The sequence below is a fragment of the Mycolicibacter sinensis genome, from assembly GCF_001667375.1.
Taxonomy (GTDB): Bacteria; Actinomycetota; Actinomycetes; order Mycobacteriales; family Mycobacteriaceae; genus Mycobacterium; species Mycobacterium sinense_A.
Genome location: NZ_LZIN01000096.1, coordinates 34,647 through 58,471, shown reverse-complemented (window position 1 = coordinate 58,471; position 23,825 = coordinate 34,647). Strand labels below are relative to the sequence as shown.

Below are 23,825 nucleotides of genomic sequence, written 5' to 3'. Positions count from 1 at the left end.
GTTAGTCGTGTGCCGGCGGCGGAGGCGTCCAGCGGAACGGCTTGCCGTCGACCTCGGCGAGGAACTCCAGCGCGGCCTTGTTGACCGCCTCGGGTTTCTCGATGAACCCCAGGTGGCCGGCGTCGGGGATCTCCAGGTACCGCGCGCCCGGAATCGCGTCGGCGACCTCGCGGCTCAGGTGCGGGGGGATGACGACGTCGTCGCCGAACCCGATCACCAGCACCGGCTGGGTGATGTTGGCGTAGGCGGGAAGCCGGTTGGTCAGCGGCGCCACATCGAGCTGGCGACGCAGCCCCGGGGTGTTCTTGACCGGCCACATGGTGAACATGGCGATCCAGTCCTTGATCGCCGCGTCGTCGCTGAGTGTTTTCGGCGAAAAGCTTTCCAGCAGGCGCACTTTGGCTTCGTATTCAGCAGGAAGGTCGAGGCCGGACTCGGCCAGCTTCACTTCGGCCTGGTAGAAGAAGTCGCGCGCGCAGTCATGGCGCCCGCGGGTGGCCATCAGCACCGCTGAGCGCACCAGCTCGGGCCGCGCCAACATCAGTTCCTGGGCGATGAAGGCACCCATCGACACCGCGACGATCCGCACCGGGCCGACGCCCAAGGTTTCGATCAATTGCGCGGTGTCGGCCACCATTGTTTCGGTGGTGAACCCGGAGGCATTCTCCGTGGCGCCGATACCACGGTTGTCGAAGGTGATCGGGCGGTAGCGGGCGAGCTGGAAGTCGCGTACCTGGTGCAGATGCCAGCCGCGGCCCGCCCCGCCACGCCCTGCGATGAACAAAACCGGATCGCCATCCTGATTACGGTCGTCGTAAGCAAGGTTGGTCACGGGTTTGAAGGTACGCGACCCGCCAACGCCCTATGGTGTCAGCATCGCAACTGCGCAGCTGGGGACGGTGATGCGGGGACGGACCGCAGGGGTGGCTTGCACGTTGGTGCTGGCCTGCGCCGTGCTGGCCGGATGTTCGAGGGTGACCGGCGGCCTGGCGGTGCCGGCCGACCACAACGGGCCCCGGCCGGTCGCAGCGTCGATGCTGGCCGATCTGCTGTTGGAGGCCTCCACCGTCAGCGACATCATGGGCGCCTCCGGGATGCGGGTGCAAGACTCGCGCTCGCGAATGTTCGACTCCGCCCGGCAATTTCCTGACCACGAGTGCATGGCCGCCTGGATGCCCGTGGAGCAGTCGGTCTACGCCGACACCAATTGGACCGCCACGGTCGTCCAGACCCTGTCCGAAACCGCATTGGACCACTTCGTCATTCAGGCGGCGACGACGTTCGTCAACCGCGGCGATGCCCAGAGCTTCTTCGACACGACCGCGCGGCGCTGGTCCCCCTGCGGTGAGCGGTCTTTCACGACCACCAAGGACGGCTACCGCGATACGCCGTGGACGTTCGACACGGTCTCCGACATCGATTCCACGCTCTGGATGACCCAGCACCAGGACAACACGGCGGGCTGGTCCTGCCAGCGGGCGCTGCGGGTGGCCAACAACGTCGCCATCGATGTACTGGCGTGCAAGCTCTACGTCAGTGACGAGGCCGTCACGATCGCGAACGGGATCGACGCGCGACTGCCCAGCGTGTGACACCGCGCATGGCGGTGCAGGTCACGACCGTGTCGATGCAGGTGCCTCGTTTGGCTCAGTTCGCCGGCAGCGTCACAGCTTGCATGACGCACCTAACGGCGGCAACTTGAGTTCGATCAGGTAATCGGCGGCTATCTCGTTGACGCACTGGTTGGTTCCGGCCATGACGATGGTGTGTCCTTCCCCTTCCACCGTGAGCAAGGCACTGCCGAGCCTCGCTGCCAGCTTGACGCCGCCGGCATGTGGTGTGGTGGGATCACCGGTGATCGACACGACCAGCGTGGGCGGTAGTCCCACGATGTCGTCCGCGTACGGGATGCCAAGCGTCGGCTCCGTCGGCCACTGTTCGCAACCGTCGCGGGCGCCGGTAAGAGCGACTCCGGGGTCCATGAAGGGTGCAGCGTCGAATATGCGGGCACGCAACGCATTACCCTCCTTCTCGCTGAGCCGTTCTTCATCCATGCAATTGATCGCGTAGAGCGCCTCGGCGAAATTGGGCCAACGCCCCTCGGCGTCGCGCAGCGAGAAGTCATAGTTGAGCTGTAGCAGTTCGTCGCCACGCCCCTGTTGCAACTGCGTTATCCCAGTGATGATTCGGGGCCAAGCCGCTTGGCTGTAGAGACCGGAGATCACTCCGCCGATCGCTTCGTCGAACCCTAGATCGGAGTTCAACGCCGGCACCGTCCTACCGTAGAGCGGGCGCACGATCTGGTGAAACACCTCGGTAGCCCTGGCCGGGTCGTCGCCCAGTGGACAGTCGACCTGCGTGGCACAGAACGCGGCCATCTGCTCGAAAGAGCGCTGGAACCCTGCGTACGCACCGACCCGGCGCGGGACGGTGCCCTGATTCGGATCGATGGCGCCGTCGAGCAGCATCGCGCGCACGTTCTGGGGGAACTGCTCGGCGTAGACGGCGCCCAGTCGCGTCCCGTAACTCTGCCCCAGGAAGGTGAGCTGTTCATCGCCGAGCACGGCCCGCAGTACGTCTATGTCACGCGCTGCATTGTGGGTGCCGACACTGGTCAGTACGTCGACGCCACCCGAGCGCTCGGCGCACCGATCGAGAATGTCTTTCGTGTCCTGTTCTGTCCATTGCACAGTGGTGCCCTGCGTGCTCAACAGGAACTCGCCACGATCTGCCTCGGCATCGGTGAAGCACTCGATGGCAGGGTCCGAGCTACCCACGCCGCGCGGGTCGAAACCGACAAGGTCAAAACTTTCGGTCAGCCGAGCGTCCGGGAGCGACATCGCCATCGCCGCGGTGGCGAACAACCCGGAGCCGCCGGGCCCGCCGGGGTTTATCACCAACGAGCCGACGGGCCGGCCTCGCGCGGGCACTCGCGCGACGGCGAGGCGGGCTGTCCTGCCGTCCGGATCCCGATAATCCAGTGGCACTTCCAAGCGTCCACACTCAATAGTCGGCGTCCGGGCAAAGACGGCACTCTCGATCGAGGTGTTGGCATAACGCTCGCAGGCCTCCCAGGCGATCTGCTGAGAGTAGAACCGATCCAGGCCGGATGATGAGGGCGTTGTTGCCGGGGCGTCTGAAGCGCAGGCCGCCAACGTCATGGCCGAGGTGAGAACCGTGAGGGCAGCGAGAGTACGTGAACAACTGTGGATCTTCACCCCGGTTTGATTCCTTGGAACGCAATCTCCAGAACTGCGTCGATGTATCTGGGTTCGATCGGCATCGCGTGAAACATCCGGTACTCGATGACCCCGTAAAGCACATCGCGCAGAGTTCCCACGTCAGCGTCGGCGCGTATCTCGCCACGCTCCTGAGCCAGGGCGGCCCGCGCGCCGAACGCCGTGACGTTGGGTTCGATGATCTGGTCGAAGACGGCACGCAACAGGCCAGGGTCGGACTGGCCGGCGGCGACCACACCTCGATATGCCGCTCCGAAACCCGTGGTCGTGACGACCTCCAGGATCCCAGTCAGCTGAACCCGCAGGTCAGCCTCTAGGTCCCCGGTGTCTGGAAACGCGACTACGGGATCAAGACTCTGGGTAGCGGCTTCAAGCACCACCGCACCTTTGGAGGGCCACCAGCGGTAGATCGTTTGCTTGCCCACGCCGGCCCGCCTGGCAATCGCCTCGATCGAAACGTTGTCGTACCCTAGCTCGCCGATCAAGGAAATCGACGCCTCGAGGATGGCAAGACGCGAGTGTTCGTTGCGCCGGCTGGGGTCTCGGGGGCTTGCGCGCATGCCAGAACACTAATGGGGTCCGACGCATACAACAAGACGGACCGGTCCGTCTTGACACGAGACGGACCGTTCCGTATCGTCAGGTAGAACCTTAGCCGGGTTGAAACAGAAGCACTTTTGATCAGTCACCTACTAGGAGCAGCCACGATCATGACGCCCGAGTCGACAACCGGCCTGCGAGTGGCATCGCTTTCAGACCTGGCTGAGCGCGAGCCATTCGCCGCGAAAGTGTCCGGCGTGGACCTTGTCCTGATCCTCCGCGGCAACGACGTCTCCGCGCTTTACGGGCGCTGCGCTCATCGCGGGGCCCTCATGGCCGACGGGCATGTCGACGGAGACGTTCTGGTGTGCACGGTTCACGGCTGGCGCTACGCCGTCGACACCGGCGTCTCACCGGTCAACCCATCGGTCGCCCTGACGAAGTTTCCGGCCTGGGTATCCGATGACTCGGTGTATGTCGACAGGTCCACGCTGACCGAGTTCGCCGAAGCCAATTCACAAACCTATGACGACGACGGCTACCAGGGCGCGTGGATCAAGCCGGCGGACACCGCCGAGGAACCCTTCGTCACACACACTTCGCCTACCTCAGCGGGGTCCCCTACGCAGGAGTTGAACCACTGTGACTGTTGAAAAAACCTCGCCCGCCGGGGCCGATGATCAGCAACGGGAAGTGCGCTGGCACAAGGTCGCCGAGTCCGACGGCCTTGACGAGGGCGAAGTCACGGCCTGCCCGGCGGGCCTGAAGACCGTCGCCCTGACCAAGCTGCACGGTCGGTACGGCGCTATCGACAACCGTTGCCCGCATCAGGGCGGACCGCTCGGGCAAGGAACGGTGGAGAACGACAAAATCCGTTGTCCATGGCATGGCTTCGATTTCGACCCCTTCACCGGTATGGCCGCAGGCGGACCGGATTTCGATGTCCCCACCTACCCGGTCGAAGCACGCGACGACGGCGTCTACGTCGGGATTCCCGAACCCAGCCCACCCAATCGGACGATCAGCGATGTGCTGGTCGAGACGATGACCAATTGGGGCGTGGACACGGTTTTCGGCATGGTCGGTCATTCCAACCTTGGCATTGCCGAGGCGTTGCACCGTGCAGAAACCGCGGGGAAAATCCGGTACTTCGGCATCCGGCACGAAGGAGCAGCGGCCTTCGCCGCCGCCGCCTACGGGAAACTCACCGGCCGGCCCGCGGCATGCTTCGGTATCGCCGGCCCGGGTTCGACGAACCTGCTGACCGGGCTCTACGACGCACGATCCGACCGTGCCCCGGTGCTCGCGCTATCCGGAAACGTCGACTCGTCGGTCGCGGGCAAGGGCGCCTTTCAAGACATCGACCTGCTTGCGGCATTCGCCGACGTTGCCGTCTATTCAACGATGGTGCGGGCCAACTCCGATCACGCGGAGTTGATGACTCTGGCGCTCAAACACGCGATCCTCGAACGCGGTGTCGGCCACCTGGTCGTGCCGGACGAGGTGCAAGTTATCGCGGCCCCCAACGTTCGGTCCTTGGGGCCGGAGGGTCGGATGCCCGACCTCCGGGTGGCGCCCCCCGCCGTACCACTCGCGCAGGCCCTCGACGCGATAGAGGGCGCCACCCGACCGGTGATCGTGGTCGGTGCCGGCTCGAAGTTCGACATGCCGGGCGTTGTTGCACTGGCCGAACGCCTGCACGCGCCAGTGTTGACCACGTTCAAGGCGAAGGGCCAAATCTCCGACGCACATCCCCTGGCCTGCGGTGTGCTGGGCCGTTCCGGCACGCCGGTCGCCTCGTGGATGATGAACAAGGCCGATCTGCTGCTGGTATTCGGCGCGTCTTTCTCCAACCACACCGGCATTTCCCCTTACAAGCCAACCATCCAAGTCGATACCGACCCGCTGGCCCTCGGTCGTTTCGGACCCGTGGCGGTTCCCGTGCTCGGCGACGTGGGGGTGACTGCCTCCGCCTTGTGGGAACATGTGCGCCTCCATCCGGCACTGGTCGACCAGCGTCCAGAAGTCGCTCAACGCTGGTCGGTGTGGCGGGCGGATAAGACCCGCCGGGCCGCGAAGAACCCCGATGAGGGGGTGGCTCCCGCAACGATCTTTCAAGAGCTAAACCACCTGGTTCCGGCGAACGCCGTTCTCGCCGTTGACGTGGGCAACCATGCGTACTCGTTCGGTCGATATTTCGAAGCCAAAGAGCAGTCTGTCCTAATGTCCGGGTATCTCGGCTCGATCGGCTTCGGATTTCCTGCCGCCATGGGTGCCTGGGCCGCAGCCCCCGACCGACCGATTGTCGCCGTCACCGGCGACGGGGGATTCGGGCAATACCTCGCCGAGATCACCACCGCAGTGAAATACGACATGGATATCACCCATATTCTGCTCAACAACGCCGAACTCGCCAAGATCAGCCAGGAGCAGCGGGCCTCCGAATACGAGGTCTGGCAGACATCGCTGCACAACCCCGACTTCGCCGCTTACGCCCGAAGCTGCGGCGCCTACGGCAGGCGGGTCACCGATCCCGCCGAGTTGAATGCAGCGATCGCGGAAGCCTTCAACCACCGCGGGCCAGCACTGGTCGAGATTCTTGCCCATCCCAGTGCCCATTAGCGGACGCAGCACTTGTCGATGACATGCGCGACTCCTCAGACCCCAAGGGAAGGATCGGACCATGAGTGCCACCCGAGAACGTAACCGGCAATACCCGAACAGCGGGCAACCGAACGGTACAAAGCCTGGAGGTTCGCATGTCGTTCCTGGCAGGTAGGACTGCGCTCGTCACCGGAGCAACGTCGGGCATAGGTCTCTCCGGGGCGCGTGCTCTGGCTAAAGAGGGGGCCTACGTCTTCCTCGTGGGACGTCGCGAAGACGCCCTCGAAAATGCTGTCGCCGGCATCGGAACCGGTCAGGCCAGCTACATTCGAGCCGACGTGACCAAGCCGTCTGATCTCCGCCGCGTCGCATCCACCATCGAGGCCACGGGACGCAAGCTCGACATCGTCTTCGCCAATGCCGGTATCGCCGAGATCGCGGTCCTGGAAGAGATCACCTGGGAGCACTACGCCAAGACGTTCAACACCAACGTCGGCGGGATCATTTTCACGGTGCAGGCCGCCCTTCCGCTGCTCAACGAAGGCGCATCGGTCATCCTGTGCGGCTCCTCCGGCGATGTGAAGGCATCGCCCGGCACCAGCGTCTACGCCGCGTCCAAGACCGCGATCCGGTCGCTGGCCCGCAGCTGGGCCGCAGAACTCGTCGACCGGAAGATCCGCGTCAACGTCGTTGCTCCAGGGCTCACGGAGACACCGGGCCTGGCCGAACTCTTCGACGGTGCCGACGACGCACTGGCAGCGGTGACCTCCACAGTGCCGATGAAGCGGCGTGCACAGCCGGAGGAGATCGGTAACGTGATCACCTTTTTGGCCTCCGACGGCAGCACCTTCATGACCGGCTCAGAGATCTACGTCGATGGTGGCGCCAGCCAATTCTGATATCGGCGATCCACTGCTGCGGGGCGACTGCGCTGCGCGTGGCCAACAACGTCGCCATCGATGTGCTGGCGTGCAAACTCTATGTCAGTGATGAGGCGGTCACGATCGCGAACGGGATCGACGCGCGACTGCCCAGCGTGTAAGCGTCAGAGCCTTTTGAGTGCCCTGATGATCTTGAAGAAGGGCACGTTGGCGGCCATGCCGTTGCGCAGGCTGCGTTGGAACGCACTGAAGTTCGCCAACACGATGTAGCGCACCCCGCAGTCCCGCCACTCCGCCACCCGGTCGACGATCTCAGCGGGCGTGCCGGCGAGCAGCGTTTCGCTCAAGACTTCCCGCGGAATGTCCTTGATGTAGGACAGCGCCGTATTCTCGTCCCAGTCGTGCGGCAACAGGTCCTGGCCGCCGCCGAAGCCGATCCCCAACGGGTGCTGCGCGCCGTGCTGGGCGAAGAACTCGTCGGTTGCGTTCAGTGCCCATGCTTTGATCATTTCGGATTCCAGTGCCTGGTCGACCTCCGCGGCGCTGCGGCCCGTGACGACGCCCATCCACAGGGCCGGGACGATCGACCTGGGGTCGCGTCCCGCGTCGGAGGCCGCCGCGCGAACAACGTCGAGGCGCCGCGCGTATTCCTGCGGTTGGTGCGGCGCGGCGGGATAGAACCCGTCGGCGTAGCGACCGACGGCGCGCAGCATGCGAGGCCCGTGCGCGGCAATCCAGATCGGCGGCCACTTGCCGCCGTAGGGCGGTAGATCGAAGAGCGCGTTGCGCAACGGGAAATGGGGTGAATCCCGGTTGACCAGTTCGCCATGGGAATCCCACAGCGCGCGGATCGTCGCGATCGCCTCCTCGAACCGGGCGACCGGCTTGGACCACTCCACGCCGTAGGGCTCATTGCCTTCCCGCTCTCCGGTGCCGATGCCCAGGATGGCCCGTCCGCGGGTGAGCAGATGCAGTGTCGCGGCGCCCTGCGCGGTGACCGCCGGATTGCGCCGACCGGTGTCGGTCACCGAGGTGCCGAGCCTCAAGCGGCCGATCCGGTTGCGCGCGGCGATATGCCCGAGCATGGTCCAAGGTTCCAGAAAGGCGTCCACCGACGGCATGACCTTGGCGGCGCCGGCGTACTTGGGCTGCCACAGCGCTCGGGGGAACAGTGCGTTGAGGTGGTCGGGCACCCAGAACGAGTCGACCCGACTCGCCACCGCCCCGAGATAGTTGGCCCTGGTGAAAGCGTCGACCGTCGGACGAGCGGCGACGATACCCTCTTGAATGCCCACGCGGAATCCAGACATGTGCGCAGTGTGCGCCGGCCGCGTCGGCCCGCCTAGGGTAGGCGCCTACCCCAAATGCCGGTAGCAGGCCTTGATTCGCTCGATCCACCATTGCCGCCGCTGCGGTAGAGCTGCTAGTGCGTTCAGTCGGGCCGGGTCCGGGGTGATGGTCTGCACCGGCAGGTAGCCGTCCGTTTGTGGTGGCGTCTCGGCGATATCGTCGATGAACAGTGATCCGGTGCCCAGCCCGCAGGCGTGCCGCAGGTCCGGCAGTGCGGCGGCGGCATGCAAGCCGGCACCGATGCCGACCGCGGAGTCGATCGCGCTGGAGATCACCACCGGGATGCCGATCTGGTCGGCGATGGTTAGTAGCTTTGAAACACCGCCCAGCGGTGCGACTTTGAGCACCGCGATGTCGGCGGCACCCGCTTTGGTGACGGCCAGCGGGTCCTCGGCTTTCCTGATGCTCTCGTCGGCGGCCACCGGGGTGTCGATGCGGCGGCGCAGCTCGGCGAGTTCGGCGACGGTGGCGCAGGGCTGTTCCAGATATTCCAGTGGCCCCAACACCTTTGCGGCTTGCGCTGCTTGCTCGACGGTCCAGCCGCCATTGGCGTCGACCCGCACGGTGGGCACGAGCGCGCGGACGGCCTCGACGCGGGCGACGTCGTCGGCCAGGCTCTGGCCGGGCTCGGCGACTTTGACTTTGGCGGTCTTCGCGCCGGGGAATCGTGCGAGCACGTCGGGGACTTGACCGGCGTCGACGGCGGGCACGGTCGCGTTGATCGGGATACGGTCCCGGAGGGGTTGCGGCAGCTGGTGGTAAGCGCATTCGAGCGCCGACGCCAGCCAGTGCGCCGCCTCGGGGGGTTCGTATTCGGGGAAGGCGCCGAACTCGCCCCAGCCGGCCGGGCCGTCGAGCAGCGCCAGTTCGCGAACGGTGATGCCGCGGAATTTGACGCGCATCGGCAACGCCACTACATGCAGGCGGTCGAGGATGTCGTCAAGGGGCGGCATCGGTCTATGGTGCCGGTCGGCTGGTGCGTGCGCCAGGTGGATGTCGGACCGGGCCCGCAAACTGGTTAGGTCATGGCCGCTACGGAGCGTGCTCGGGGTCCGGCGCCGGTGTTGCTGGGCGACCATTGATCAGACCGTCATTGTCGACATCGATCCCCAACGTCTGTTCCACAAAGGCGATCGCGTCTTGGATGGGCGACGGTGCCGGTTCCTCGACGGGTTCCGGCGGCGGCGGAGACCCTATGGGTGTGGCAGCCGGAGCCGGGGCTGATTCGGCGAGCGGCTCGGTCATCTTTCGGAGGTGCGCCTCACCGGCTTCCGCGATGTGAGGTTCGGCCTGCGCCGGCGCCGAAACCGGTGGCACCACAACGGAGTCCTTCTCCCTTGCCGAAACCGGCGGCGCCCCAGCGGACGAGGGCGGCAGTGGAGCCTGTCGGCTCTGCTGGGTCTCGTTGCCGGAAGCGCCGACACTCGCCTGCGCCGGCGGTTCGGCCCCGAACAGAGCCCCGCGCACCAGCGCGATCGTCATCGCTGCCAGCAACAACGTCACCGCCACGGCGGCTACCAACAGCGCATCGGCGCGGTGGAGCCGTTGCCGCATAGGAACAGTCGGCTCCTCGGCGACAATGCCACCGTTGAGGGCTGCGTTTCCGGCCGCGAGCGCCACCCCGCGGGCCAACCCCAGCTCGGCATCGATCAGCGCCATCGTTCGCGGAGCGACGGCGCGCTCAAGCCGCTGCGGGAAGCCTGCGGCCACGAGGCCATGCGGGACCATCACGAACACCGCACCTGGTGCCCAGTCGGCGACGAGTTGGTCCAGCGATACCAACGCCGCGTCGTCGTCGTGGTGCTCGGAGACGGCGGTATGGTGCACGCCGTCTCGGTCATCGGCCAGCACCGCGATGGTTTGGTCCTCGGCGATCAGGCTGACGGTAGCGCGCTGAGATCGTCTGCTCGAGGCGACCACCTCGGCCAGCGCCGCCACAGCGTCGGCCGGCTCGAACATCACGGTCTCGGCAATATCCGAATCTGTTAACAGCCCTGCCAAGTCCAACGCATACTGCTCGGCGTCAGTCGTGCTGGTCAGCCCAGCCGCCTGCACCGGGTAGCCGCGGTTCGCTGCGGTGCGCACAGCCTGCGCGACAGCGTCCGCAACGACATCCAGTCCTCCCGCAGACACGGCGACCGCGTCGCGGATCACCGTCCGCGCATCAGCCCCGATCCCTTCGAGCACGACCACGCCCGCGCGCGTCGCAGACAGCGATACCCCCAGTACAGCGCTCACCGACATCCCCCGGCACTACCGCCTAAGCCCCCCGGCTTAGGCTAACCTTGCCTATCCTAGCGGGGTTTGCTCGGCCAGGCGGGGTTGCTGGCTCTTGCCCACTGGCGCGGTCAACCCGTGACGGCCGCTCCGGCGATCAACAGCTCCAGCAGGCGGCCGGTCTGATCGGGCGAGCCAGCCAGTGCGGCTTCGAGCGGTACGTATTCGCCGAAGGCGCCATCGTCGGCGACGAAGATGTTGAGCCCGTCATTGGTACGCAGTCCGACCGGCAGGGAGCGGACTTCGACCTCCTCGGACAGCCGATCGATTTCGATCTGAAGCGCGTTGGATTTAACGCCGACATCCATCATAATGGCTCGCCGATATCAGGGAGCAGCGCGATATCCTGCGGCTTTCCATACTTACGAAACATGGCCGCCGTGTCGCGGACATTTCTTTTCGCCCAGTCGGTGCTGAATTGACTTAATATTTCGTACTCAAGTTTGAAACGCTCGGTGCGGTCGCCGACTCGTTTTGCGGCTTCGTCTGTGACGATATCAGCGCAGTACCAGTAGCGTAGATCATCTATGCTGCCGACTCGGTCGAAGCCAAGCTTCCCACGCTCGTAGAAGGCATAGTGGCACGAGCCATCGTCGGCGACGAAGATATTGAGCCCGTCATCCGTTCGCAGCCCGACTGGCATGGAACGAACGCCCAATTGCTCCGATAACCGATCAATTTCGATTTGAAGTTCTGTAGATTTATTGCCCGAGGGGTGGTCCATGACTATCGAGTATTCCTAACTTTACTAATTCCCGCACCGTTGGCTGGACACCATCTGGCGCAGTGATCATGTATTGCATTGCCCCAGGCGACGGCGCCTGCCCGTAAAAAGGCTGCACTGGCCCCTCGACTATTTGCCAACCGGGCGGGAGTGACTCGCCGGTAACCATGTACCGATTGTAGTTTGCGTCAACCAATTCTGGGGCCAGGGACCGATCCGCAAATGGTGTGCCGTCGGGGGCGAGGTAGCGACCACCTGCCGAACCGAATCTGTCGAGAATCGTGCCCTCCGGTAGCTGCGCCGGTTGCGGGACGTACCCCGGTGGAAACCCGTCGTTGCCAGGCCATGCTCGGGATTCTGGGGCGCCAAACCGCGATTCAAACTCCGCCGACAGCATTCCGCCGGTGGGATGCCAGTCCCGCAAAACTGCGGCGGGCGCGCCGCCCGGAGTAAGAACCTCAGCTGGAAGCCCCGCCCGAACCATGGCACCTTCCCCAGCGAACGGGAGCGTTGCGGCAGCGGAGCCGACATCGAAGGTCTTTTCTCCAAGGAAGTAGGCGGGACTCGGCGAGTTGAGGGCGTCTTTGACTTCTGCGAAGCCTGCACCGACGGGGTTGATCATGGCACTGCCAATGCCTTTGGCCATTCCGCCCCAGGATTCCAGCACACCGGGGGCGCCCGGTCCGCCCTGTCCCAGCAGATTCTCGACGCCGTGTTCGGTGGCGCGCCACCGGTCACCGAATCCGTCGCCGAACCCGGGTGCCGGTCCGCGTTGCGGTGCAGGGGGGATATATCGCGGCAGCGGCTGCTGGGCGGCGACCACGGCCGCATTGATCCGCGCCTCGACCTGATCCGCCGGAACACCGTCGTTGGCCAGCACCTGCCTAGCAGCTACTTTGAAGCTCTCGACGTCCTTGGGGTTTAACGGCACTGGGGGGACGGGCCCACCGCCCTGCTTCGCCTGGCTCAACAGCCAGGGCAGGCTTCCAGCCGCTGGATCGCCGGAGGCGTCACCCGCCCTCCGCGCGTCGGTCAGCGGCGCCTTCCCGGCTGGCGCTTTCGTGGCGTCGTCCGGCATCGGCGGGCCGAACATCGCGCGACCATCCGCGTTGACCTTGATGTCACCGACCACTGCCCGGATAGCTGTGGCCAGATCCTGGTCCGCCCTGCTTGCGTCGGCCATCAGCTTGGTCAGCCGTCGTTGCAGGGTGTCAAAGTCGTTGCGCTTCTTCTCGGTGACGTTTCCGCTCAACCGTCCATCGGGACTGATCGCCCAATCATTGCTTGCCGCAGCCGATTTGATCGAGGTCCACTCCGTTTTACAGGCCGAGACCTCAGCCCGAGCGGTGCAGAAGGCGTTGGCGATCGCCGCCGCCTCACTCTGGTGATCGGCAATGTCTGCCCGTGCTTGCCCAACTCTCGGCGGAACGCGTCGCCGCCGCGACCTTCCCAGTCCTTGAGTCCGCTGCCGGCGCTGCCTAACGCTGCACCGAAGTCGGCCTTGCGCGCGGCGCGTTCCGTGGCGATCTCGAACACCGTGTCCAGAGTTTCGAGATTCCACTTCTCGATGCCGTCGGTGGTGATCGTCATCCGCTAGGAAGCGCCGGTTCCTCTGAGAACGAGCACGGTGAACATCCTGGCGTGCTCCTCCTCCATCGCTGTGTAGTGGCGGCCGCCCTCACGCATGGCCTCGGTGAACGCCCCGACCCGCCCGTGCAACCGCGCGTCGGCAGCCTTTCAGTGCGCGCTCAACTCAGCCAGGGCTTCCGCAGAGGACCCGGCCCAGGCCGCGGCGCATTCGCCCACGTAGCCAGCGTGCCTGGCCGCGAACGTGCGTGACACATCGGTCGCGTCGGCCACCCGGGAAGCCTGGGCGTGCAACTGCGCCGGATGAACCGATAGCTTCGCGGGATCGATCGGCACCGAGGCCATGCTCACACCTCCCGTTGGAGCTCTGAGCAGAAAGCTAGCAAGGTTAACGGCGGTTCCGCCAGTCACCTATAAATGCGACGGCCGGCTACTCACTCCCCAACTTGAACACCCGCGCGGCATTGCCGTGCAGATAATCCGCCCGCGCCTCGGCATCGAGCCCCAGATCATCCAGCCCGTCCAGCGCGTGATCGTGCATGATCATCGGATAGTTGGTACCGAACAACACCTTTCGTTGCCCGGTTCGGGTTTTCATGAACCTGATCAGCTCCTCGGGCAGCCTCTTGCTGGTGTAGGCCGAGGTGTCGATGTAGACGTTCTCGTGCTTGCGGGCGACGGCGACCATCTCTTCGGTCCAGGGATAGCCGACATGCCCGCCCACGATGACCAGCTCGGGAAAGTCCAGTGCCACTTGGTCGATGTAGGGAATCGGGCGCCCGGTCTCCGACGGTCGCAGCGGGCCGGTGTGGCCGACCTGGGTGCAGAACGGGACGCCCAGTTCGACGCATTCGGCGAACAGCGGGTAGTAGCGCCGGTCGGTGGGCGGGGCATTCCACAGCCAGGGCACCACGCGCAGGCCAACGAACCCGTCATTAATCCGGCGGCGCAGCTCGCGGACGGCCTCCATCGGGCGATCCAGGTCGACGGTGGCGAGTCCGGCGAACCGGCTCGGGTGCGCCCGGACCCATTCGGCGACTTCGTCGTTGGAGACCAGGTCCATGCCGTTGGGTCCGCGCCATGCGCTGAGCAGACCGAAATCCACACCGGTGCTGTCCATCGCGGCCACGGTGGCCTCGATGGGGATCTCATCGTCGGGCATTGCCCCGCCGGTCCAGCGTCGCAGCGACGCCAGCATGTCGTCGGCCAGGAAACGGCGGGTAGGGTGCTGCATCCACACGTCGATGGTCATCGTCCCCACCGTAGCCGCGGGTTCATGCGGTGGCGGCCACTCCGGCGACCAAAAGGTCCAGCAGGCGGTGGCCGACATCGTGCTGAGCGACGACGCCATCGCCCGCCTGGATGCGATCACCGCAGCGGGCCAGGGTCCGGGCTACGCCGCCGTCCTGGATTCGGTGACACCGTCAACGAAACGTGCGTGACCCGGCTTGCCGTACGGTTGACTCTGCGCTGACCAGGCGGGTTACTCGCACTTTTGCCTGGTGGCCGCAGAGTCAACGAGGAGAAGCCTTGAGCAGCAACCCGTTCGATGAGAGCATCTGGCGACCGGTGGACGGCTTCGCCGACCTGACCGACATCACCTACCACCGCCATGTCACCGACGCCACGGTGCGGGTCGCGTTCAACCGCCCCGAGGTGCGCAACGCATTTCGCCCGCACACCGTCGACGAGCTGTATCAGGCACTCGATCACGCCCGGATGTCCTCGGACGTCGGCGTGGTGCTGCTGACCGGCAACGGGCCCTCCCCCAAAGACGGCGGCTGGGCGTTCTGCTCCGGCGGAGACCAGCGGATCCGCGGCCGTAGCGGCTATCAGTACGCGAGCGGGGAGACGGCGGACACCGTGGATGCCGCCCGGGCCGGCCGGCTGCACATCCTGGAGGTGCAGCGCCTGATCCGGTTCATGCCCAAGCCGGTGATCTGCCTGGTCAACGGTTGGGCGGCCGGCGGCGGGCACAGCCTGCACGTGGTGTGCGACCTGACCCTGGCCAGCCGTGAGCACGCGCGCTTCAAGCAGACCGACGCCGACGTCGGCAGCTTCGACGGTGGCTACGGCAGCGCGTATCTGGCCCGGCAGGTGGGCCAGAAGTTCGCCCGCGAGGTCTTCTTTTTAGGCCGGGCCTACACCGCCGAGCAGATGCATCACATGGGTGCGGTCAACGAGGTCGTCGACCACGCCGAGCTGGAGGCTACCGGCGTGCAGTGGGCCAAGGAGATCAACGGCAAATCCCCACAGGCCCAACGGATGTTGAAGTTCGCGTTTAACCTGCTCGACGACGGGCTGGTGGGCCAGCAGCTGTTCGCCGGCGAGGCGACCCGGCTGGCCTATATGACCGATGAGGCCGTCGAGGGCCGCGATGCGTTCCTGGAGAAACGCGACCCGGATTGGAGCGCCTTCCCGCGCTACTTCTGAGCGGGCGCTTCGCCGAGGCTGCAGTTGGCGAGAAGAAGTGCGAGTGGCGTGCACGGTAACTACAGGCTCGGGGCAAACGGTCCCACCGCATAGAGTGGCTATCCATGAGCAAAAGCCCGTTACGCCGCCTGACCGAGGCGGCCGCCATGGTCGCGATGCGCCCGCCAGTCGCCCCGCAACTGCTGTCGTACCGGCCGCTGGCCAAACAGATCGACCTGCGCGGCAAGAGGGTGCTGCTGACCGGCGCCTCGTCGGGCATCGGTGAGGCCGCCGCCGAACTGTTTGCCGCGAAGGGCGCCACGGTCGTCGCCGCGGCGCGGCGCAAAGACCTGCTCGACGAGGTGGTGGGACGCATCACCGCCGCCGGTGGCGACGCGATCGCGATCGCGGCCGACCTGTCCGACATGGACGCCGTGGACGCGCTCGCCGCCGACGTCGAAAAGCGGCTGGGCGGGGTGGACATTCTGGTCAACAACGCCGGCCGGTCCATCCGCCGGCCGCTGGCCGAATCACTGGACCGCTGGCACGACGTCGAGCGGACCATGACGCTGAACTACTACTCGCCGCTGCGGCTGATCCGCGCGATCGCGCCGGGGATGTTCGAGCGCGGCGATGGGCACATCATCAACGTCGCCACCTGGGGCGTGATGACCGAGGCCTCACCGCTGTTCGCGGTGTACAACGCCTCCAAGACGGCGCTGTCGGCGGTCAGCCGGGTGATCGAAACCGAGTGGGCCGCCAAGGGCGTGCATTCGACCACGCTGTACTACCCGCTGGTGGCGACCCCGATGATCGCGCCGACCAAGGCTTTCCAGAACCGTCCGGCGCTGACGGCGCACGAGGCGGCCGAGTGGATGATCACCGCGGCGCACAGCCGGCCGGTGCGCATCGCTCCGCGGATCGCGGTGACCGCGCGGGCGCTGGATGTGATGGCGCCTGGCCTGGTCACCACCGTCATGCAGCGCGGTACGTGATAGACACGAGGTCATGGAGATTCTGGCCAGCCGGGTGCTGCTCCGACCGGCCGACTACCAACGCTCGCTGCGGTTCTACCGCGACGAGATCGGTCTGGCCATCGCCCGCGACTACGGCGCCGGGATGGTGTTCTACGCCGGGCAGTCGCTGATCGAACTGGCCGGCCACGGTAACCCGGAGCGCCCGGAAGCGCCGTTTCCGGGGGCGCTGTGGCTGCAGGTCCGCGACGTCGCCGCCACCCAGTCCGAGCTAGAGGGCCGCGGCGTCCCAATCGCCCGAACCGCCCGCCGCGAACCGTGGGGACTGCACGAGATGCATGTCACTGATCCCGACGGCACCACCCTGATCTTCGTGGAGGTCCCCGCCGAGCACCCGCTCCGCCGAGACACCCGCCAGGACAAGCGCGCGGAAGGTTAACAGCAGGCGAACACTTCGGAACGTCTCGAAGTACACCGGCATTTCGGGCGGGTGATCGTTAGACAACAGCACCGTCGGTCGCCAGAATTGGCGCTGTGATGCTCTCGTGAGCCTTGATCTGTTCCTTCTGATCATCGTCGTGGTCACGGCGCTCGCCTTCGACTTCACCAACGGCTTCCATGACACCGGCAATGCGATGGCGACCTCGATCGCCAGCGGCGCGCTCAAGCCCAAGGCGGCGGTCACCATGTCGGCGTGCCTGAACCTGCTCGGGGCTTTTCTGTCGACCGCCGTCGCGGCGACGATCGCCAAGGGTCTGGTGGACGCCCACCTGGTGAGCTTGGAGCTGGTCTTCGCCGGCCTGGTCGGCGGCATCGTCTGGAACCTGTTGACCTGGCTGCTCGGCATTCCGTCCAGTTCCTCGCACGCGCTGATCGGCGGCATCGTGGGGGCGATGATCGCCGCCGTCGGCGGGCACGGCGTGATCTGGAGCGGCGTGGTCTCCAAGGTGCTGGTTCCGGCGGTGGTGGCCACCGTGATCGCCACCTTGATCGCCTCCGTCGGCACCTGGCTGGTCTACCGCATCACCCGCAACGTCGATGAGAAGCATTCCGAAAAGGTGTTCCAGCGCGGCCAGATCGGCTCGGCCGCGCTGGTGTCTCTGGCGCACGGCACCAACGACGCGCAGAAGACCATGGGCGTGATCTTCCTGGCGTTGATGTCCTACGGCGCGGTGAGTACGTCGGCGACGCTGCCGCCGCTGTGGGTGATCGTCAGTTGCGCGCTCGCGATGGCGGCCGGCACCTACACCGGCGGCTGGCGCATCATTCGCACCCTGGGCAAGGGCCTGGTCGAGATCAAACCGCCGCAAGGCATGGCCGCCGAATCGGCCGCCGCCGCGGTCATCTTGCTGTCCAGCCACTTCGGCTACTCGCTGTCGACCACGCAGGTGGCCACCGGGTCGGTGCTGGGCAGCGGTGTCGGCAAGCCGGGTGCCCAGGTGCGCTGGAGCGTCGCCGGCCGGATGGCGTCAGCCTGGCTGGTGACGCTGCCGATGGCCGGCGCGGTCGGCTCCGGCGCCTACGGCCTGGTGCACGGGATCGGGGGCTTCCCCGGGATCATCATCGGCGTAGCGCTGCTGATCACCGCCATCTTGGCGATCTGGCTGCGGTCGCGCCGGTCGCGCATCGACCACAACAACGTCAACGCCGAGTGGGACGGCAGCCTGACCGGCGGCCTGGCCGACCTCGACAGCCACGTGCCGGTACCGGCGCAGAGCCCGCTGGTCGAGCAGGCCCTCCGGACGGCGTTCGACGCCGCCCCCCAGGTGCCGCAGCTGACGGTCGTCACCGACGACGAATCCGCCGCGCGCGAAGTCGTCCGGTCATGAGCGAGTGGTTCAACTACAGCGCGACCCTGAAAATCCTGGTGTTCGGGCTGCTGGTCGGCGGAGCACTACCGGCGCTGTTCGCGGTCGGGGTGCGGGTCAACGCCGTCGGCAGCAGTCACACCGCTGAGGGCACCGCGAGCGCGAAGCGGCCGGCGCTGATCGCACTCAGCTGGGTGATCTTCCTGCTGGTGCTGGCCGTGGTGGTCGTCGGGGTGCTGTTCATCGCCCGCGACTTCCTCGGGCATCACTTCGGCTGGTATCTGCTCGGGGCAAAACCGGCATAGCCCAGGTCGTGCGGCTGGGACGAACGTCTTCGGGCTCCATTCGACGTAATATCGTCTGGACATGCCGGGTGTCAGCGCGGGGAAGTCGGGTATGAACAAATTTCTCACCTCGATCGTTGCCTGGCTGCGCGCCGGATATCCCGACGGTGTCCCGCAGACCGACTACATCCCGCTGTTGGCGCTGTTGTCGCGGCGGCTGACCAACGACGAGGTCAAGGCCGTCGCCGGAGAACTGATCGGTCGCGGCGAATTCGACCACGTCGACATCGGCGTGCTGATCGCCCGCCTCACCAACGAACTGCCCTCCCCCGAGGACATCGACCGGGTGCGGGAACGGTTGGCCGCCAAGGGCTGGCTGCTCGACGACGCCCCCACCGGCGGAGGAACGCCATAGCCGGCCTGCGAGCACTGGTCGTCCCCTCCGACGGTGCGGTGTCGACGCTGCTGCCCGCTCTGCAGGCCGTCCTGGACGGCCGCGACGCCGCACTGACGCCGGTCGCCTCCGAGGGAGATCCCTCAGTCCTGGCGGCACTGCGGGTGGGGGAACCGGTCGATGACGATGTCGCGCTGGTGGTGACGACGTCGGGAACCACCGGAACGCCCAAGGGGGCACTGCTGACCGGGGCGGCGCTGCTGGCCAGCGCGGCCGCCACCCAGGACCGGCTGGGCGGGCCGGGCCGCTGGCTGCTGGCGTTGCCGCCGCACCACATCGCCGGAATCCAGGTCGTGGTGCGCAGCCTGCTGGCCGGCACCACCCCGGTACAGCTGGATGTGGCAACGGGTTTCGACATCGACCGACTTCCGGCGGCCGTCGCGGCACTCGGGTCCGGGCGGCGCTATACCTCGCTGGTGGCCACTCAACTTGCCAAGGCGCTTGCGGCTCCCGCTTCAACGGCGGCGTTGGCCGAACTGGATGCGGTGCTGCTGGGCGGGGGGCCGGCGCCGCAACCGGTGCTGGACGCCGCCGCTGGTGCGGGCGTGCGGGTGGTGCGCACCTATGGCATGAGCGAGACCGCCGGCGGCTGCATCTACGACGGCGTGCCACTGTCGGGGGTTGGGGTACGGATCGGCTCAGACGGGCGGATCGCGATCGGCGGCTCGACGCTGGCCCGCGGTTACCGCAATCGCGTCGATCCCGACCCGTTCGCCGAACCGGGCTGGTTTCACACTAACGACATTGGTGCCGTGGATGCTTCGGGACGCCTGAGCGTGCTGGGGCGGGCCGATGATGCGATCAGCACCGGGGGGCTGACCGTACTACCCGGGCCGGTGGAAGCGGCGTTGTCGACCCATCCCGCGGTGGCGGACTGCGCGGTGTTCGGGACCGCCGACGATCGGCTGGGCCAGCGGGTGGTGGCCGCGGTGGTGGTGGCCGGTGTCACGCCGCCGACCCTGGAGGAGCTGCGCGCTCACGTCGCGGCATCGCTGGACGTCACGGCCGCCCCGCGCGAGTTGCACGTCGTGGCCGACTTGCCGCGGTTGGGGATCGGAAAACTGGATCGGAAAGCGTTGGGACGTCAGTTTTCTCGCTGATGTGACTGCTGCGTGACGTCAGTCGCCACCGCTCGAGCCACCGCCGGAACCGCCACTCGAGCCACCGCCGGAAGCACCACTCGAGCCACCGCTGGAACCACCGCTGGAGCCACCACTGGAACCACTACTCGAACCACCACTCGAGCCACCACTGGAACCACTACTGGAACCGCTGCTCGTACCACTACTCGAGTCACCACTGGAACCACTGCTTGAGCCACCACTGGAACCGCTGCTATCGGAACCCCCGGAGCTACTCCCGGAACCGCTGCTGCTCGACCCGCTGCTGCCGGACCCGCTGCTGCCGGACCCGCTCGAGTCACTGCCCGCACCGCTACTGCCGGACCCGCCACTGCCGGAGCTACTTGAATCGCTACCGGAGCTGCCACTGCTGGATCCGCTGCTCCCAGACCCGCCCGACTCACTACCCGACCCCGAGCTACCCGACCCGCTGGATGTACCACCGGACCCGCCGGACTGTCCGCCCGTGTCGCTGTCGTCCGACCCGCCTGGGTTACTGCCCGACCCGCCCGGGCTATTACCGGAGCTGCCGGTGCTCCCCTCATCCTCACCGGAGCCGGTACTGCCGGAATGGCTTCCGCCAGAACCACTGCCGCCGGAGCCACTGCTGCCCGAATCACCTGAACCACTGCCGCCCGAATCGCTGCCACCGGAATGGCTTTCATCCGTACCTGTGCCACCCGACCCGCTACCGCTGGACCCGCTACCACCCGAGCCGCTACCGCTGGACCCGCTACCACCCGAGCCGCTACCGCCAGAACCACTGCCGCCGGAACCGGCGTCGCCACCGGAGCTGTTATCTCCGCCGGGATGGCTGCTGCCGGTGTGGCCTCCACCGGAGCCAGCGCCTCCCCCACCACCGCTGCCGTCCCAGCCGCCCAGCCCACCACCGCTGCCGCCGGAGCCGCCCAGCCCACCACCGCCGCCGTCAATGGGTCCGGGGATGATCGGGATCGGAATCGGGAACGGGATCACCGCCGGCGCCGAGGGCGCGACAGGCGGTAGCACCGGAGCAACGACCGGCGGCGGAGCAACCGCAGCCGGGGGCGCCGGAACCACCGGCGCCACAATGGGATGAGGAATCTGAACTTGCGGAGCAGGCGCCGACACCGGTTTCGGGGCCGGCAGCGCGGGCAGGAAGTTGCCCGGCACCGGTTGGGGCGGCAGCGGTTCCGCCACCACCGGTGGCTGCACCTGGGTGGCCGCCGCGGTCGGGCGGATACCGATCGTGACCGCCACCGCCAGGGCGGCGCACCCGGCCACCAGGATGCCGCCGACCGTGCTGCCCACCAGAAGTGCGCGACCCACCGGTGGCGGCGCGACGTCGAACTCGTCGACCGCGGTGGTCTCGGCGTCGTCGTGGTAGTCGTAGTCGTCTTCGGCGTACTCCACCGGCAGCAACTCGGAGTCGTCGTCGGTGAGGGAGTACGCCAGCTGCTGTTCGGGCTCGGCGCTGTCCACCGGCGCTACCGCGGCGGTGGCCGCTGCGTCCGCCGCGTCGAGGTCGGGCAGCGCGGCCGCCGCCATCGTCGGCTCGGCCACCGTCGCCGCCGGGGCGGCCATCGTCGCCTCCCCGCCGGGGGACGGCAGCATGGACGTCTCACCGTCCTCGCCCGAAACGTTGCGCGCCAACGCCACTGCCGAGCGCGCATGGGACTGCTCGGAGACGTTCTCGACTCCAGCTTGGTCGAGGGCCCGGCGAAGATCGGCCAGCAATTCCGGATCCGGCCAGCACAGCCGCGTGGCGGCCAGCCGATGGCCTTCGTCGGCCAACATCCGGTAGGTTCCGGTCACCGTCTCGGCCAGCGTGCCGACCGGATCCTGGGTCAGATCGAGCATCGACTCGTCAAGCACGGCGTCGCCGTAGGCATCCGATTCCACCAGCGCCAGGCGGGCCAGCGCGCCGGTGACCGAGACGCCCAGCGCGACATCCATCTGCGCGACTCCTTCCGCCCAACACTTCGATCAGCCAGTTTAGCCGCGCGAACCGACAGCGCAGCGGCGCCGATCTTCGCTGATCAGCGGTGCCCGGCCGGCGCGCGGTTATGGTGAGCAGGTGATCGCCGAGTCGACCAGGCGCTGGAACATCGGCCGTGACGCGACCGCAGTGGTGCTGCTCTGCGTCGCGCCGGCGTTGCCCTGGAGCCTGTACTTCGGGGCCGGAATCCCCGGCAGCGACACCCGGTTGCTGGCGGTGCTGGCCGCCGCAACGGTGCTCGCGCTGGGGTCGGTCGCCGTGACCTATGTCGGGCCCGGGGCGCTGCTGGGCGCGCATCCCAACCCTGCTTTGGCCGGACGGCTGCGCCGGGTGCTCAGTGCGCCGTATCTGTTGCTGGTACTCGGTGTAGTGGTCGCCGACGTGGTGCAGACCATCCAATACGGCGGCAGCGCGAAGCCGCCCGGCGGTGTGGGTCCCGGTGCGTGGCTGGGGGTCACCGGCGCGCTGCTCGCCGGGCAGCCGGTGCTGGCCGGGCCGGTCCGATTCTGGAAACGCGGGGCCCGTGCCCTGGGCTCAGCCGCGATCGCCAGCGCTGCCTTGAGCGTGCTGTTCAACCTGTACTGGCGGGTGCGCTACGCCCTGCCCGGCTCGCACTCGGCGGGTGACTTCGGTGCGCAGCACGTCGGAATCATCGTGACCGCTCTGGTGTACGGGCTGGTCGCCTGGATCGCAGTGCTTACCGCATCGCGCTGGATTCTGCGGCACGACAAGGCATCCCAGCTCGGTGTGGTCATGCTCGGCGGCGCCACCCTGCTTGCCGGCGTACTGGTGTGGGCGCTGCCCGTGGGCCGGATCATCGACGGCTTTCACGGTATCGCGCAGAACACCTCCACCGCCGGCGTCGGGTTCGAGGGCTATCTGGTGTGGGTGGCCGCGGCCGCGATCTTCGCGGTGGCCGCGGTGCGCGACGTCTCCGCGACGACCTGGCTGGCCGCGACCCGTAATATGTTGCTGCTCATCATCGTCTGGTGCCTGGGGTCGGCGTTGATGCGCATCAACGACCTCGCGGTCGCGGCCGCTCTGGATCTGCCGCGTTCGCCCTACGACAGCGCGGCGATGGCATCTTTCGACGTGGTGACCGCGGTGGTCGCGATCTGGCTGCGGATCAACCTGGGCAATCGGACGCTTCCGGCGGCCGCGCTGTGGTCGGTGGCCGCGGTCTTGTTCGGGTTCACGATCGCCCGCCTCGTGGTGGGCATCGGGCTGGCGCCGCGGCTGCCGGACCGGCAGCGGGCCGAGGCCTTGGCGAACCCCGTCTACGGCAACGGGCTCGCCCAGCAGATCACCAGCACCTTCGATGTGGTGCTGTGCGGGCTGGCGCTGTGCGCCCTGGCCGTCGCGATCATCGCCGGCCGCCTGGCCCTGCCCGCCGACGACCGCCCCAAACCCGGTGGCCACGGCGCACCGCAGATCTTCCGGTCGGAGAACTCGACGGCGCCCGCAGCCACCGGCGGCCCGAAGATCTACCGGGGAGCCGACCATCCGACCGGCGCCGGGACGTCGGCATAGGGGGCGTTTATCGAACACCGAGGCCGGGTAGCCGTCACTCCGCTTTAGCTCCTGCACATGCA

26 protein-coding genes are annotated in these 23,825 nt (G+C 66.9%); 13 read left to right on the top strand and 13 right to left on the bottom strand.

Translation table 11 applies throughout. The features are described 5' to 3' along the window. Position 1 precedes the first annotated feature (1 nt). A complete protein-coding gene (locus A5771_RS19470; protein ID WP_064856834.1) occupies positions 2 to 832 on the bottom strand; it encodes an alpha/beta fold hydrolase in 831 nt (276 codons plus the stop codon). Between the two features lie 91 nt (positions 833 to 923). On the opposite strand from A5771_RS19470, the gene A5771_RS19465 reads away from it, so the two are divergent. Further along, entirely contained in the window at positions 924 to 1,592 is a 669-nt protein-coding gene (locus tag A5771_RS19465) for a sensor domain-containing protein (RefSeq protein ID WP_207545481.1), read from the top strand. 72 nt (positions 1,593 to 1,664) lie between these two features. Here the strand turns inward: A5771_RS19465 and A5771_RS19460 are convergent, their stop codons facing one another. Together A5771_RS19460 and A5771_RS19455 are read right to left on the bottom strand one after the other, a co-directional pair. Continuing rightward, positions 1,665 to 3,218, bottom strand: coding sequence for an alpha/beta hydrolase (locus A5771_RS19460; RefSeq protein ID WP_234783126.1), 1,554 nt, complete (start codon positions 3,216 to 3,218; stop codon positions 1,665 to 1,667). Then, the gene (locus tag A5771_RS19455; RefSeq protein WP_064856832.1) at positions 3,215 to 3,799 is read right to left on the bottom strand and encodes a TetR/AcrR family transcriptional regulator; all 585 of its coding nucleotides are present in this window, start codon (positions 3,797 to 3,799) and stop codon (positions 3,215 to 3,217) included. Before A5771_RS19455 ends, A5771_RS19460 begins: the two co-directional genes overlap by 4 nt. A 150-nt stretch (positions 3,800 to 3,949) precedes the next feature. On the opposite strand from A5771_RS19455, the gene A5771_RS19450 reads away from it, so the two are divergent. The 3 genes from A5771_RS19450 (at position 3,950) to A5771_RS19440 (ending at position 7,282) form a co-directional block, all read left to right on the top strand. Continuing rightward, positions 3,950 to 4,432, top strand: coding sequence for a Rieske (2Fe-2S) protein (locus A5771_RS19450; protein WP_064856831.1), 483 nt, complete (start codon positions 3,950 to 3,952; stop codon positions 4,430 to 4,432). Further along, a complete protein-coding gene (locus A5771_RS19445; RefSeq protein ID WP_064856830.1) occupies positions 4,422 to 6,401 on the top strand; it encodes a thiamine pyrophosphate-dependent enzyme in 1,980 nt (659 codons plus the stop codon). Before A5771_RS19450 ends, A5771_RS19445 begins: the two co-directional genes overlap by 11 nt. A gap of 137 nt (positions 6,402 to 6,538) precedes the next feature. Continuing rightward, positions 6,539 to 7,282, top strand: a complete 744-nt coding sequence (locus A5771_RS19440; RefSeq protein ID WP_064856829.1) for an SDR family NAD(P)-dependent oxidoreductase — start codon at positions 6,539 to 6,541, stop codon at positions 7,280 to 7,282. A 146-nt stretch (positions 7,283 to 7,428) separates the two neighbouring features. Here A5771_RS19440 and A5771_RS19435 read toward each other — a convergent pair whose 3' ends face one another. The 9 genes from A5771_RS19435 to A5771_RS19395 all read right to left on the bottom strand — a co-directional run bounded on the left by A5771_RS19435 (position 7,429) and on the right by A5771_RS19395 (position 14,454). Continuing rightward, the gene (locus A5771_RS19435) at positions 7,429 to 8,574 is read right to left on the bottom strand and encodes an LLM class flavin-dependent oxidoreductase (RefSeq protein WP_064856828.1); all 1,146 of its coding nucleotides are present in this window, start codon (positions 8,572 to 8,574) and stop codon (positions 7,429 to 7,431) included. Between the two features lie 45 nt (positions 8,575 to 8,619). After that, positions 8,620 to 9,567, bottom strand: coding sequence for an o-succinylbenzoate synthase (locus tag A5771_RS19430; RefSeq protein WP_064856827.1), 948 nt, complete (start codon positions 9,565 to 9,567; stop codon positions 8,620 to 8,622). Between the two features lie 79 nt (positions 9,568 to 9,646). After that, positions 9,647 to 10,852: a hypothetical protein gene (locus A5771_RS19425; RefSeq protein ID WP_131808942.1), complete on the bottom strand. Its 1,206-nt coding sequence runs from the start codon at positions 10,850 to 10,852 to the stop codon at positions 9,647 to 9,649. Positions 10,853 to 10,962: 110 nt separating this feature from the next. Next, the gene (locus tag A5771_RS19420; RefSeq protein WP_109401219.1) at positions 10,963 to 11,202 is read right to left on the bottom strand and encodes a hypothetical protein; all 240 of its coding nucleotides are present in this window, start codon (positions 11,200 to 11,202) and stop codon (positions 10,963 to 10,965) included. Further along, positions 11,199 to 11,534: a hypothetical protein gene (locus A5771_RS22850; RefSeq protein ID WP_064856824.1), complete on the bottom strand. Its 336-nt coding sequence runs from the start codon at positions 11,532 to 11,534 to the stop codon at positions 11,199 to 11,201. Before A5771_RS22850 ends, A5771_RS19420 begins: the two co-directional genes overlap by 4 nt. A 58-nt stretch (positions 11,535 to 11,592) precedes the next feature. Next, positions 11,593 to 12,867 (bottom strand): TNT domain-containing protein, encoded by a 1,275-nt coding sequence (locus A5771_RS22845; RefSeq protein ID WP_234783124.1) that lies wholly within the window; start codon positions 12,865 to 12,867, stop codon positions 11,593 to 11,595. Continuing rightward, positions 12,864 to 13,205: a hypothetical protein gene (locus tag A5771_RS23150; protein ID WP_131808941.1), complete on the bottom strand. Its 342-nt coding sequence runs from the start codon at positions 13,203 to 13,205 to the stop codon at positions 12,864 to 12,866. The genes A5771_RS22845 and A5771_RS23150 overlap by 4 nt, the downstream gene beginning before the upstream one ends. 147 nt (positions 13,206 to 13,352) lie before the next feature. Next, positions 13,353 to 13,547 (bottom strand): hypothetical protein, encoded by a 195-nt coding sequence (locus tag A5771_RS19400; protein ID WP_064856821.1) that lies wholly within the window; start codon positions 13,545 to 13,547, stop codon positions 13,353 to 13,355. An 85-nt stretch (positions 13,548 to 13,632) separates the two neighbouring features. After that, positions 13,633 to 14,454 (bottom strand): amidohydrolase family protein, encoded by an 822-nt coding sequence (locus A5771_RS19395; RefSeq protein WP_064856820.1) that lies wholly within the window; start codon positions 14,452 to 14,454, stop codon positions 13,633 to 13,635. On the opposite strand from A5771_RS19395, the gene A5771_RS19390 reads away from it, so the two are divergent. From A5771_RS19390 to menE, 8 genes are all read left to right on the top strand, one after another. After that, positions 14,447 to 14,644: a hypothetical protein gene (locus A5771_RS19390; RefSeq protein ID WP_064856819.1), complete on the top strand. Its 198-nt coding sequence runs from the start codon at positions 14,447 to 14,449 to the stop codon at positions 14,642 to 14,644. The two genes, A5771_RS19395 and A5771_RS19390, sit on opposite strands and share 8 nt — an antisense overlap. A gap of 88 nt (positions 14,645 to 14,732) precedes the next feature. Further along, positions 14,733 to 15,635, top strand: a complete 903-nt coding sequence (locus tag A5771_RS19385) for a 1,4-dihydroxy-2-naphthoyl-CoA synthase (protein ID WP_064856818.1) — start codon at positions 14,733 to 14,735, stop codon at positions 15,633 to 15,635. A 104-nt stretch (positions 15,636 to 15,739) separates the two neighbouring features. Beyond that, the gene (locus tag A5771_RS19380) at positions 15,740 to 16,609 is read left to right on the top strand and encodes an SDR family oxidoreductase (protein WP_064856817.1); all 870 of its coding nucleotides are present in this window, start codon (positions 15,740 to 15,742) and stop codon (positions 16,607 to 16,609) included. Positions 16,610 to 16,622: 13 nt separating this feature from the next. Further along, the gene (locus A5771_RS19375; protein ID WP_064856816.1) at positions 16,623 to 17,027 is read left to right on the top strand and encodes a VOC family protein; all 405 of its coding nucleotides are present in this window, start codon (positions 16,623 to 16,625) and stop codon (positions 17,025 to 17,027) included. Positions 17,028 to 17,133: 106 nt separating this feature from the next. Then, the gene (locus A5771_RS19370) at positions 17,134 to 18,417 is read left to right on the top strand and encodes an inorganic phosphate transporter (RefSeq protein ID WP_064856815.1); all 1,284 of its coding nucleotides are present in this window, start codon (positions 17,134 to 17,136) and stop codon (positions 18,415 to 18,417) included. Continuing rightward, positions 18,414 to 18,701 (top strand): hypothetical protein, encoded by a 288-nt coding sequence (locus A5771_RS19365; RefSeq protein ID WP_064856814.1) that lies wholly within the window; start codon positions 18,414 to 18,416, stop codon positions 18,699 to 18,701. The genes A5771_RS19370 and A5771_RS19365 overlap by 4 nt, the downstream gene beginning before the upstream one ends. A gap of 91 nt (positions 18,702 to 18,792) precedes the next feature. After that, on the top strand, positions 18,793 to 19,095 hold the full coding sequence (locus tag A5771_RS19360; protein WP_064856935.1) for a DUF3349 domain-containing protein: 303 nt from the start codon (positions 18,793 to 18,795) through the stop codon (positions 19,093 to 19,095). Positions 19,096 to 19,133: 38 nt separating this feature from the next. After that, positions 19,134 to 20,234 carry an o-succinylbenzoate--CoA ligase gene (gene menE / locus A5771_RS19355; protein ID WP_064856813.1) on the top strand — a complete coding sequence of 367 codons (1,101 nt, stop codon included), beginning with the start codon at positions 19,134 to 19,136 and terminating at the stop codon, positions 20,232 to 20,234. 18 nt (positions 20,235 to 20,252) lie between these two features. Here the strand turns inward: menE and A5771_RS23625 are convergent, their stop codons facing one another. Further along, on the bottom strand, positions 20,253 to 22,190 hold the full coding sequence (locus tag A5771_RS23625; protein ID WP_064856812.1) for a hypothetical protein: 1,938 nt from the start codon (positions 22,188 to 22,190) through the stop codon (positions 20,253 to 20,255). 121 nt (positions 22,191 to 22,311) lie between these two features. Here A5771_RS23625 and A5771_RS19345 point away from each other — a divergent pair, with 121 nt between their 5' ends. Next, positions 22,312 to 23,763, top strand: a complete 1,452-nt coding sequence (locus tag A5771_RS19345; protein ID WP_082947332.1) for a hypothetical protein — start codon at positions 22,312 to 22,314, stop codon at positions 23,761 to 23,763. Positions 23,764 to 23,825 lie beyond the last annotated feature (62 nt).